11 protein-coding genes are annotated in these 12,041 nt (G+C 38.8%); all 11 read right to left on the bottom strand.

All coding sequences use genetic code 11. The features are described 5' to 3' along the window. A complete protein-coding gene (gene lpxA, locus ACFIMQ_RS06765) occupies positions 1-825 on the bottom strand; it encodes an acyl-ACP--UDP-N-acetylglucosamine O-acyltransferase (RefSeq protein ID WP_375616792.1) in 825 nt (274 codons plus the stop codon). 24 nt (positions 826-849) lie between these two features. Continuing rightward, on the bottom strand, positions 850-1,317 hold the full coding sequence (gene fabZ, locus ACFIMQ_RS06760; protein WP_375616791.1) for a 3-hydroxyacyl-ACP dehydratase FabZ: 468 nt from the start codon (positions 1,315-1,317) through the stop codon (positions 850-852). 1 nt (position 1,318) lies between these two features. Then, complete coding sequence (lpxD, locus tag ACFIMQ_RS06755; RefSeq protein ID WP_375616790.1) at positions 1,319-2,365, bottom strand: UDP-3-O-(3-hydroxymyristoyl)glucosamine N-acyltransferase; 1,047 nt, start codon at positions 2,363-2,365, stop codon at positions 1,319-1,321. A gap of 65 nt (positions 2,366-2,430) precedes the next feature. Further along, complete coding sequence (bamA, locus tag ACFIMQ_RS06750) at positions 2,431-4,827, bottom strand: outer membrane protein assembly factor BamA (protein ID WP_375703646.1); 2,397 nt, start codon at positions 4,825-4,827, stop codon at positions 2,431-2,433. 204 nt (positions 4,828-5,031) lie between these two features. Further along, on the bottom strand, positions 5,032-6,180 hold the full coding sequence (locus ACFIMQ_RS06745; protein ID WP_375703645.1) for an RIP metalloprotease: 1,149 nt from the start codon (positions 6,178-6,180) through the stop codon (positions 5,032-5,034). 15 nt (positions 6,181-6,195) lie between these two features. Continuing rightward, a complete protein-coding gene (locus ACFIMQ_RS06740; protein ID WP_375616787.1) occupies positions 6,196-7,011 on the bottom strand; it encodes a phosphatidate cytidylyltransferase in 816 nt (271 codons plus the stop codon). A 717-nt stretch (positions 7,012-7,728) separates the two neighbouring features. Beyond that, positions 7,729-8,289, bottom strand: a complete 561-nt coding sequence (frr, locus tag ACFIMQ_RS06735) for a ribosome recycling factor (RefSeq protein ID WP_375703644.1) — start codon at positions 8,287-8,289, stop codon at positions 7,729-7,731. Between the two features lie 37 nt (positions 8,290-8,326). Continuing rightward, positions 8,327-9,046, bottom strand: a complete 720-nt coding sequence (pyrH, locus tag ACFIMQ_RS06730; RefSeq protein WP_375608534.1) for a UMP kinase — start codon at positions 9,044-9,046, stop codon at positions 8,327-8,329. Between the two features lie 157 nt (positions 9,047-9,203). Continuing rightward, a complete protein-coding gene (tsf, locus tag ACFIMQ_RS06725; protein WP_375616784.1) occupies positions 9,204-10,127 on the bottom strand; it encodes a translation elongation factor Ts in 924 nt (307 codons plus the stop codon). 102 nt (positions 10,128-10,229) lie between these two features. Further along, the gene (gene rpsB, locus ACFIMQ_RS06720) at positions 10,230-11,006 is read right to left on the bottom strand and encodes a 30S ribosomal protein S2 (protein WP_375616783.1); all 777 of its coding nucleotides are present in this window, start codon (positions 11,004-11,006) and stop codon (positions 10,230-10,232) included. Positions 11,007-11,173: 167 nt separating this feature from the next. Further along, complete coding sequence (locus ACFIMQ_RS06715; protein ID WP_375703643.1) at positions 11,174-12,010, bottom strand: cell envelope integrity EipB family protein; 837 nt, start codon at positions 12,008-12,010, stop codon at positions 11,174-11,176. Between the last annotated feature and the right edge of the window lie 31 nt (positions 12,011-12,041).

Raw genomic sequence — 12,041 nt, 5'->3', positions numbered from 1 at the left:
TTAATCCTTATGTTCTTTTATTCTATCACCTTCAAATTTTGGTGTACAATAAAAACGCTTTCCTTCTTCTTTAATAAAATTAACAACTTCAGAAACAGACTGAGAAGAAGAATAGAAAGACGCAACATCACTGACACGCTCTTTAAATGGTTTGCTATGATCAAAAAGCATCGCAACCGCATGACGGAGTGCGTGAATATCTTGACGCTCAAGTCCTGCACGCTTCATGCCAATAATATTGAGACCAGCAAGTTTTGCCTGCACACCAACAGCTGTTCCATAAGGTATCAGATCACCAACCAGTGCAGATACGCCGCCGATAAATGCATGATGTCCAACACGAACAAATTGATGAACAGCAGCACCACCACCAATAATCACATAATCACCAATAGTAACATGACCAGCAATCATTGCGTTATTGGCAAATGTTACATGATTACCTACATGACAATCGTGAGCGATATGCGCATAACAAAAAAATTGGCAATTATCACCAACAACCGTCATCCCCGCACTCGAATCAGAACCTCTATGCATTGTTACGCCTTCACGAATCGTACAATTCTTACCAATAGAAAGAGTCGTAGCTCCCCCTTTATGTTTATTATTTTGCGGCTCAGCTCCCAAAACTGCATGAGAAAACACTTTACTCTTAGCTCCTAACGTTGTCTTTCCCGTTATTACAACATGACTTGTCAAACTACATTCATCACCAATAACAGCCTCTGAACTAATATGGCAAAACGGCCCAACGCGTACATTCTCACCAAGCTGCGCTCCCTTCTCCACAAGAGCAGTTGGATGGATTTTCGTACCGGACATTTTTAAATTCCCATCAAATATCGTTTATTCTTCTTCGACAATCATCGCAGCAATTTCTGCTTCAGCGACGCGGACATCTTCTACTTTTGCAACACATGAAAAACGTCTCATACCAGATCTTTTTTTCAAAAGCTGAACATGAATCTTGAGCTGATCACCAGGCATAACCGGCTTACGAAATTTTGCATTATCAACCGTCATAAGGTAAACTAGATTTGTTTGCTTATTGCCTAAATTTAAAAGTGCTATTGCTCCTGCCGTTTGTGCCATAGCTTCTAAAATCAAAACTCCAGGCATAACAGGCTTTGAGGGAAAATGTCCCGTAAAATGTGGCTCGTTAATCGTTATATTTTTAATACCAATCGCTTCTTGTTCACCATCAATATCAACGATACGATCAATTAATAAAAATGGATAACGGTGCGGTAATATTGATAATAGTTTTTCAATATCGACAGCCTCTAAGTTTTTAGTTTTTTCACTGCTGATCATATCAGCGTTTCTCCTTTTTAACTTTTCCCATACTGCGCAACGCCGCTACTTCACGAAACCATTGTTTAAATGGTCGCGCTGGACTACCTCCCCATTTTTCGCCATCCGGAATGTCATTCATAACACCACTACGCGCAGCAATCTGAACAGATTTACCTATTATGATGTGATCAGCTACTCCCACACTTCCGCCAAGCTGAGACATATCCCCTATAGATGTACTTCCCGCAATGCCACATTGAGCGGCAATAAGACAATAGCGGCCAATTTTTACATTGTGGGCAATTTGTACAAGATTATCAATCTTGCTTCCTTCACCAATAACAGTATCTTGAAATGTCCCACGATCAATTGTCGTGTTCGCACCAACTTCTACACCATCCTCAATAATAACGCGACCAAGCTGTGGAATTTTCTCAATTCCAGAAACGCCCCCAACATAACCAAAACCATCTTGCCCAATGCAAACACCAGGATAAAGCTGAACCTTATCACCTATTATAGAACACTGAACTGTTACCTTAGGAGCAATATAGCAGTCACATCCAATACGGCAATTTTCACCGATAACAGCTGTGGATGAAATAAGAGTTCCTGCCCCAATCTCAACATTTTTACCAATAACAGCTCCCGCTTCAATACACACATCATGTGCCAACTTAGCCGTTGGATGAATATGCGCATGCGACGAAATCCCCTTCTGCCCCAACCAAGGCATTGGCTTGACAGAATCAGGAAATAAAATACGACCAATCTGAGCAAAATCCCGCTGCGGTGTGGATGTCACCAAAATTGCCATAGTTTCAGGAACTTTAAAAACAATCTCATGCGTACAAAAAACAGCAACAGCAGAACTGTTTAGTAAAGCATCAGAAAACCTCCGGTGCTCCACAAAAACAAGAGAACCTTCCACAGCACTCTCAAGTGAAGAAAGAGTATTGATAACTTTATGAGAAAACTCTGGATTAAGAAGCTTTGCACCCGTCAACTCAGCAACATTTGCAACTGTCAATCGCCGGGACGGCGTAAAAAAAAACGTATCCGCCATCAAAACACTTTCTCTCCCAGCTTAAGCTATTCTCTTCAAGTTTTTCCTTCTTAAAACTGCTCAAATCAGAACTTTGTAGAAATACCAAAATTCAATTGCTGCACACGATCCCCCTCCTGCTTCATTATTGGCCAAGCATAATCAAAACGCAAAGGACCAAACGGAGAATCCCACATCAAACTCACACCTGCAGATGAGCGCCAAGCACTTTTGGTATTGGTAACAGGCGGTTCACCTTTAAAAACTGCCTTATAATTATTGCCATAAAGCGTGGCAATATCCGCAAATAAAGCACCGCGCAATCCGAAACCTTCAGGCACAACAGGAATAGGAAACTGTACTTCAGCAGTCGCATTCATATATGTTGTTCCCCCTAAGAAATAAACTTCACCCTTATTGGAAACCTGACGTGGGCCTATCCCATTATATTTGAACCCTCTGATCATATCAGTATTCGCCTTAAACATATCGAAAATACGAACACCTTCTTTACCTATTTCGTGGATATACCCGCCCCCAAAAGAAAGCAAACCAACAATATCTTTCTGCTCAGAAAGAGTCTTGTACATCATCGCCTTACCCGTAGTCTTCAAGAACTTTGCACTCCCACCAAGCCCTGCATATTCCTGAAGAAGATTCACGTACCACCCATCATGAGGGGCTCTCATATCGTCAATTGTATTATAGGTAAAACCATAACTAATCGATGAACGTTTCCAAGGGCTCTGCTTTGCAGCTTGAACAATCGCACCAGAATATTTCCCGTATAATTCTATTATGTCACTCTCTTTATCGAAATTATACTCTCCGCCAAAATCATATTCTTCCTGCACATAAGAATAAGCTACATTAGCAGACAATTGATTATTAATAGGCAACGAAAACCGTAATGACCCGCCTGTCTGTCGTACATCATAAGCTTTATCAGCACGGTAAGTACTACGAAAAAGATCAATGCCAGCAGATAAACGATACCCTAAGAAATAAGGATCAATAAATGATAAATTATAATTACGGGATTTTTCTTGCCCCGCTCCTAATCCTAAACGAACATACTGACCACGTCCGCCAAGATTACGCTCAGTAACAGAAACTTCAAGTGACATACCAGGACTTGTCCCCCCCGTTGTATACCCCCCTGAAAGAGAGAGATCTCCTGTTGAAGCTTCAACGACATCTATCACCAAAACAACTTGGTCAGATTGTTCGGTAGGAACCATTGAAATATTAACGGCTTTGAAAAAACCTAAACTTTCTAGACGACGTTTTGCCCGCTGTAATAAAGTTTGATTGTAGGCATCTCCTTCATTCAAATCAATCTCACGGCGAATGACATAATCACGCGTTTTCTCATTACCACGTATATCAATACGCTGAATATAAGCACGTGTACCTTGTTCAATATTATATAAAATTGAAATTGTATGATTTGCCAAATCACGGTTTCCCCGTGGCTCAACTTTAGCAAAAGCATAGCCCGAATCAGCAACCTTGTTATTAATAATTGCAACAGACTGTTCAATCTCTTCTGCACTATAAACATCACCTGGCTGGGTTTTAAGCATCCTTTTTACAGATTGAACGTCAATTCCATCGACATCACTTTCAACTTGAATATCACTAATTTTATAACGCGCCCCTTCATCAAGAACAAAAGAAATTTTATACGTATTGCTTGCTGCATCAAAAGTTGCTTTAGAAGAGACTACACGAAAATCTGCATAACCACGATTATAATAAAAGCGACGTAAAGCTTCTTCATCAACAGCGAGGCGCTCTTCACTGTAAACATCGCCTCCTAACAACTTGGAAAAAATTCCTGAAGATTTTGTTGAAATCACATCACGCAAACGGCGACTTCCAAAGACACTATTTCCCTTAAAAGTGATATCACTAATCTTTGTCTTTTTTCCTTCAACAACATTAAAGACCACATTCACACGCCCTTTTCCAAGATTAATGGTTTGAACGTTAACCGTGATATTATTACGACCAAGAGTTTTATAAGCTTCACGAATTGTATTTATATCAGCAGAAAGCTTAGCAGAGTTAAAAGGTTCATTTGGTTTCAAAGAAATAAACCGTTTAAGATCTGGGTCTTTAAAAGATTTATTTCCTTGAAACAATATTTGATTGACAACCTCATATTCTTTTACGAATACGACCAATTTATCACCTACTTGATTTATTTTAACATCATAAAATAAACCTAATTCGAAAAGGTTTTTCACAGCATTATCAACATCACCACTGGAAAATCCTTGTCCAGCCTTAATACCCATATTGTCCCGAATTGCCTGAGAACTTACAAACTTATTCCCACGAACCTCAATAGAACGGACTACAGACGCTTGCATTTCTCCAACCGCAGCAATTGACATAAAAGCCGTTACTGGAACAATCATCCCCATCTTTAACACCAACGCAGATGCTGCATTTAAAAACTTTGAATTCGTAGTCATTGGCTCTTTTACCTTACTCTTATTCCTTGGACACAACGCCTTAAAAAGCTAACTGCCACAACAACCTTTTTACAGCGAAACTTTGTCATCCCTTAATTACTCATTATAATGTACAACGCCACAACATTTTGCAGACATGGTAAACAACCTTCAATTTATTTTTGCTATTATTACCCAATTCATAAAGTATTTTCCATAATTTAATTAGCTAAACCAACAAAAATAATCATTTAAAAAGACAAAAATTATAAAAAGGAGAAGAATGGAGAAACCTAAACGAAAAACAATTCCCTGAATTTTAGTGGATATTGTCTTCCCAGTAATAACTTCAATGACATGAAATAAAAGATGCCCACCATCAAGCGGTAGAATCGGAAAAAGATTAATAAGCCCAACACTTATTGAAAGAAAAGCTGCCAAATTCAACAAAGAAATAAAACCTGCCTCGCTCACTTTCCAAGCAATTTTAACGGTTTTAGAAGGTCCACTTAACCGACAACTATCCTCTTTTCCTTCTATTAAACGACTCATAAAAAGAACAGTTTGAGTGGCAATAAACGCAGTACGGTTTAATGCTTCTCTTACAGCTGTTAAAAAACCATAGTGAATATGTTTTATATAAGTTGGATCTAAACGCGTAGGATTATCTGAATCAACAGGAACACCTACACCTATCATAGCACTTTGTGTCCGATTACCGAATCCATCATCTCGCTCAACTACTTTCGGAGTAATGACCGTTGTAAACACGCGCCCCATGCGTTCTATCTTAAACTCTATAGGTTCTTTTCCGTGAAAAGTTACATAGTTCATCAAATCTTCAAAACTTTCAACCCGTCGACCATCCATTTCAACAAAACGATCACCTAATTCCAAACCAGACTGAACAGCAGGGCTATCTTTTACTAAAGAACCAACAACCGGTTCAATGGCTACACGACCGTAAATAAAGAAAAAAAGTGTCAGAATAACAACAGTAAAAAGGACATTGAAAAAGGGACCAGCAAAAACAGTTGCTGCTTTTTTCCAAGCATGCACACTGGCAAATGAACCATCAACTATCGGAGATGATTGGGATGATACCGTATCAATTTTTTCCTCATCTCCAACAAACTTTACATAACCTCCTAAGGGAATAAGCGCTAAGCGCCACTTGGTGCCATGCTTATCTGTGTAACTCGCTATTTGTGGACCAAATCCAAGTGAAAAAACTAACGCCTTAATACCACACCACCGACCAATGAGATAATGCCCAAGTTCGTGCACAAAAATGATAATCATAATGATGAAAAGAATACTTAAACTTCTTAAAAGAAAATCACCCATAGTGACGATATGATTTAAAAGTCCCAAAATATCTACTCCCAATTAAATCATACTAAAAAGATTAAAAGGTGCATTCATATCAGATATAAACGCCCCAATTAAATAAAGAAGAAAAGCGGCCCCTACCAATCCATCCATACGATCCATAAAGCCACCATGTCCAGGTAATAAAGAACTAGAATCTTTAACAGAAAACCGCCTTTTAAGCCATGATTGTCCTAAATCACTCAATTGTGAAGCAATTGATAAAATAAGTGTAAGGAGTGGCACAAAAAAACTTGTTAAATTTATATCAAAAAATCCAAAAGCAACCCATATACCGCCGAAAACTCCGATAAATGTGCCACCAAATGCTCCTGACCATGTTTTATTAGGAGAAAATTGTGGTGCTAATTTAGCCCCCCCTAAGGCACGTCCAATAAAATACCCACCAATATCTGTCCCCCACACTATCGTAAATAAGAAAATAACAACTTGGAACCCCAACATCTCATGATCCCGTAAAAAGCATAAAGCAACAACAGGAAAAGAGGCATATAAAAAACCACAAAAAACCCAACCACCCCTTTTTATAGATATAATAGCCAACACCGCAGCCAAAACGATTAAAACACAAAAATCTAATGAAGCAGATACACTCAACACTAAAAAAAAGCCGAAAAACAAATAAAAAATACTTGCTAATATTTTTTGTAAAACACACCACTTCTCTTTAGTAATACTCATCCACTCATAGAGAATAAAACCGCCAATACACCATACAAACAAAAAAAAGATGGTTCCTCCCAACCACGTTAGATACAATGCAATAACGCCAAACACAAAAGCTGTCAGAACACGATAAACCAAATTAGACAAAACAACATCCACACAATAAAAATAGAAAATACAAGCTCTAAAATTGTAGTATTTTTATTTCACACTTGTACAAACTTCTCTTATAATTTACCATAAATAATCCAGTCTACCAAGATAGTGCTTATAAGACGAATAATCAATGAAAACAGCTTCAAAAATCCCCTCTTAAAATTAATCCTAAAATATGTTTTTAAATATTTTCTCAAACATAAAATGAAAAAGCGGCTATCTATGCCCTATACAAATTAACTAATAGAGGTTAAAAACATTCTTCTATCAACTGTTCGTCATCTAAAAGAAAATTATGCCACATAACATCTGCTTGATCGATTCTACTCGCATATTTTATAATGGGAAATAAGAGAAAGGTTAGGCTTATTTTGTGTGTTATATTCTTTCCCCAACCTTCATCTTAGAATATTTAAATAATTTCTAATAATGTTTTCATTATACAGTTTAACAAAGACATGCTGACTAGGAGCCTTTAGCATGCTGTTAAATAGTGTCTTCCAGCAAAAGGCATGATCTACCATGCAGATTAAAAAATTAAAACATCTTCCCTTTCAAATCAATCTCTCCCATATCAAGATGATAAAACGATAAAACACCTTCTTGTATCACACCTTGCTATCACAGAGCACACCACCCCTTACTATTATCCATAGAAACAATTTACAGGCAGGAGTATAACATCCTTTTTCTAGCGACAAAACCGTCTTAAACGTGCATAATTTCAGATTCTTTTACGGCTAAAATTTTATCAATATCAGCAATAGTTTCATCTGTGAGTTTTTGAACTTTCTCACACAAACCATGGGCTTCATCTTGTCCAATTTCACCATCTTTTTCTAACTTTTTCAAATTGTCCATACCATCCCGACGAACATGACGTGTAGCAACACGCGCTTGCTCTGCATAGTGATGCGCAATTTTTACAAGTTCTTTACGGCGCTCTTCATTCAACTCAGGCAAAGGAATACGTAAATTCGTACCATCAGTTATGGGATTTAAACCAAGACCAGAATCGCGAATAGCACGCTCTACAGCTCCTACCATCGTTTTATCCCATACAGAAACAGAAAGCATCCGAGGTTCGGGAACAGAAATATTAGCAACTTGATTTATGTGCACAACAGAACCATAAGCTTCAACAGTCAACGGTTCTAATAAACTGGCCGATGCTCGTCCAGTCCGCAAACCACCCAACTCATATTTAAAAGCCGTAATAGCACCATCCATGCGACGTTTCAGATCATCCATAATTGATGTAACATCCATATTTCTGTCTCCTTCAATTGTCCTTTGAAGCTTACCCTTATTCCGATACTATTGTAAAGCGTCCTGTTCCATTCAAGACCTTAGCCAAACCGCCTTTTTCATGAATGGAATACACAATAATCGGCACATTGTTCTCACGTGCTAAAGTGACCGCCGTTGAATCCATAACAGATAATCCCCATTGCAAAATTTCAACATGCGTTAATTGGTCAAAACGCTTAGCCGTAGGGTCTAACTTTGGATCTGCTGAATAAATACCATCAACTTGTGTTCCTTTAAGAAGAACGTCCGCACCAATTTCTGCTGCGCGTAAAGTGGCAGCAGAATCAGTTGTAAAAAATGGATTTCCTGTACCGCCCGCAAAAATAACAACTTTTCCCTGATTCATATAAGCTATTGCTTTACGTTGCGAAAAACTTTCACAAATTTGTGGCATAGCAATCGCAGAGAGAACAACCGTTTCAACTCCTAATTTTGTCAATGATGTTCGCAATGCTAAAGAGTTAATAGCCGTTGCAAGCATTCCCATATGATCACCTGTCACTCGATCCCCACCATGCGAAGCAACAGCAACGCCACGAAAAATATTTCCCCCACCGATCACAACAGCAACCTCTATCCCCATTGCGCGCACTTCTGCAATATCAGCGGCAATGCGGTCTACAACAGAAACATCAATGCCAAAACTCTGCCCCCCCATAAGAGCTTCACCAGAAGCCTTTAAAAGAATACGTTTATACGGAAGTGCTAATGCCATTAATAATCTCCCCAAAAGCACATTTACTTTTTGCTTTTAACACCACGAAGGGCACCACTTTTTTCACGTGACGCCCTCTCAACAATTACATTGGTCCCTTCAGAGATTCTATACTCAACGATATGATTTTAAATCTCTGATTAAGAGTTTGCAATAACTAACCTTTTGCAGCAGCAGCAACCTCTGCAGCAAAATCAGACTCCTCTTTTTCTACACCTTCACCTAGTGCAAAACGAATAAAGCCTGTGATTTTTGCTGGTGCACCAATTGATTTCTCAGCGTCCTTTAAAGCTGCCTCAACAGTCACATCAGGATTCATAACAAAAGCCTGTGAAAGCAAAACAACCTCTTCAAAAAATTTACGCATACGCCCTTCTACCATTTTTTCAATGATATTTTCAGGCTTTCCAGACTGACGTGCTTGATCTGAAAAAATCGCTTTTTCACGTTCAATAGCACCAGCATCAACATCTTGTGCTGTAAGTGCTAACGGATTGGTTGCTGCAATATGCATCGCAACCTGACGACCAAAAGCAAGAGCAGCTTCTTTATTTCCTGTTGTTTCAATTGCCACCAAAACACCAAGCTTACCAAGACCGTCAGCCACACTATTATGTATATAAGTCGCAACAACACCATTCTCAACAGATAATTTAGCGGAACGACGAAATGTCATATTTTCACCAATTGTACCAATTGCATCTTTAATTGTAAGCTCTACAGTCTTCTCAGAACCAGGATAAAGAGAAACAGAAACAGATTCAACATCACCTGGCGTATCCAAGGCGGCTGTTGCTATATTGCGCACAATCTCTTGAAATCCATCATTGCGTGCAACAAAATCTGTTTCAGAATTAATCTCAACCAAAACCGCATTTAAATCTTTTGATACGACTCCGATTAATCCTTCAGCCGCTGTACGACCCGCCTTTTTATCTGCTTTAGCTATCCCTTTTTTACGAAGCCAATCAACAGCAGCTTCCATATCACCATTAGTCTCTGCTAGAGCGGCTTTACAGTCCATCATACCAGCGCCAGATAATTCTCGAAGTTCTTTTACTTGTGCAGCAGTAATGCTCATATTTGCCTCTTTATTCTGTAACAGTGAAAGCGTGCAAATTTCCTCTGCACGCCAGTAACCTCTTCTTTAGAAAATAAAAATACCTTAGTTAGGCGTTTTATATTACTCAGAAACTTCTGAAACCGCATTTTCCAAAATAGGCTCCACAGGTGCATCAACTTGAGCTCCCAAATCAATACCCATGGCACCTTGCTGGCGTGCAATACCATCAAGAGCAGCACGAGCAAAAAGATCGCAATAAAGAGAAATTGCACGCGAAGCATCATCATTTCCTGGTATTGGATGCGTTACATCATCAGGATCGCAATTGGTATCAATAATAGCAATTACAGGAATACCCAAACGCTTTGCTTCTTGGAGTGCAATATTTTCTTTATTTGTATCGATAACAAATATAAGATCTGGAACAGATCCCATATCTTTAATACCACCAAGCGCACGATTAAGCTTTTCACGATCACGTTCAAGATTTAAACGTTCCTTTTTGGTAAAGCCTTGTGCTTCAGCGGCAAGAATTTTGTCAAGCTTACGCAAACGATGTATCGAATTGGAAATCGTTTTCCAATTTGTGAGCATGCCACCAAGCCAACGCGCATTAACGTAATATTGGGCAGAACGATTGGCCGCATCAGCGATAATGTCAGATGCTTGCCGTTTCGTACCAACAAAGAGAATACGACCACCGCGCGCAACAGTATCTGAGACAAGTTTAAGTGCTCGGTGCAAAAGTGGAACAGTCTGAGCAAGATCAATAATATGGATATTATTACGCTGACCATAAATATAGGGTGTCATTTTGGGATTCCAGCGATGAGTCTGATGACCAAAATGTACACCTGCTTCTAGAAGCTGGTGCATAGTAAAATCGGGTAGTGCCATAAATTTTATCCTTTCCGGTTCAACCTCCGCGAAAAAAGCAGGAAAACCTACTACCGGCGGATGCTTGCTAGACTCTTTTCACAGATTATTTGCAAACACCCAAACTCCGCGTGTGGAATAGCGCAAACATACTATTATTTGATTCTTTTTCAAGTCATTTTCTTCAATCATTTAATATTTGCATTTTCACATTGATCAAGATCTTTTCCAAGTTCGAGGAATTCGAGACTATTCAATTTGGCACGCACAGAAAAAGTTCCATAATCCATATGAAGATCACGCATAACACCATTCTCATGTAAGAGAAAACTGCTACGATAAATCGGCAAACCATTTTTATTTTCTTCATCATCAAAATAAGAGATTGTAACAGGCCAATATTTTTCTTCATCCAATTTTTTCATTTTTTCCGTTTCGCTATCAGATAAAAGCGCCTTCTTTTCCCCTATAACGACACTTTCTTTTATAACTTTATCTGCTTTATTCGTCCCATCAAATACCGTAACATTGTAAAAATGATGCCCTGCTTTTGCATGGCGAATAATATTTTTTAGTTGCATTACTGGAAATTCAGCCATTGCAAGCTTATACTCTTTTTCCTTTGGCTTTTTTAATGTAACTGTAATACCATCCGGAGTGCGCTCTGCGACCCCTTCGGCACGATGCGCAACCTCTTCTCCCTCTTGATCTGTAATATCAAAACGAAATGTACGGCTGTCCCCTGTTTCATAACTCGTCGTCTGTTGATCCGTTAAACGTACCGGCATACCTTCAATGTTCATACGGCTAATGAAACGAAAACGTGTGTTATAACCCTGACATACCGAACCAGTAAGCTCGTAAACCATTCGCCCTGTCATCCCAGAAATTGTCATTTCATGCGAAACGTTATCGAGATGAAAATCATAAACTGCTCGATGAGGCACAATAAAAATGGGCTCTTCAGCTTTCGCAGTACATAAAAAAACAATATATAAAATTATTATAAATAATGATCTTATCATTCCCAACTTCCAAACTCTATCCCCGTTGCAT

Source organism: Bartonella sp. AD13SXNS, from assembly GCF_042196465.1.
Lineage (GTDB): Bacteria > Pseudomonadota > Alphaproteobacteria > Rhizobiales > Rhizobiaceae > Bartonella.
This window is presented reverse-complemented; position numbering and strand designations above follow the sequence as displayed.

Bases quoted from the DNA above. Each gene is read 5' to 3' on its own strand.
- lpxA (WP_375616792.1), bottom strand. From the start codon at position 825: ATGTCCGGTACGAAAATCCATCCAACTGCTCTTGTGGAGAAGGGAGCG.
- fabZ (WP_375616791.1), bottom strand. From the start codon at position 1,317: ATGATCAGCAGTGAAAAAACTAAAAACTTAGAGGCTGTCGATATTGAA.
- lpxD (WP_375616790.1), bottom strand. From the start codon at position 2,365: ATGGCGGATACGTTTTTTTTTACGCCGTCCCGGCGATTGACAGTTGCA.
- bamA (WP_375703646.1), bottom strand. From the start codon at position 4,827: ATGACTACGAATTCAAAGTTTTTAAATGCAGCATCTGCGTTGGTGTTA.
- frr (WP_375703644.1), bottom strand. From the start codon at position 8,289: ATGGATGTTACATCAATTATGGATGATCTGAAACGTCGCATGGATGGT.
- pyrH (WP_375608534.1), bottom strand. From the start codon at position 9,046: ATGGCATTAGCACTTCCGTATAAACGTATTCTTTTAAAGGCTTCTGGT.
- tsf (WP_375616784.1), bottom strand. From the start codon at position 10,127: ATGAGCATTACTGCTGCACAAGTAAAAGAACTTCGAGAATTATCTGGC.
- rpsB (WP_375616783.1), bottom strand. From the start codon at position 11,006: ATGGCACTACCCGATTTTACTATGCACCAGCTTCTAGAAGCAGGTGTA.
- ACFIMQ_RS06715 (WP_375703643.1), bottom strand. From the start codon at position 12,010: ATGATAAGATCATTATTTATAATAATTTTATATATTGTTTTTTTATGT.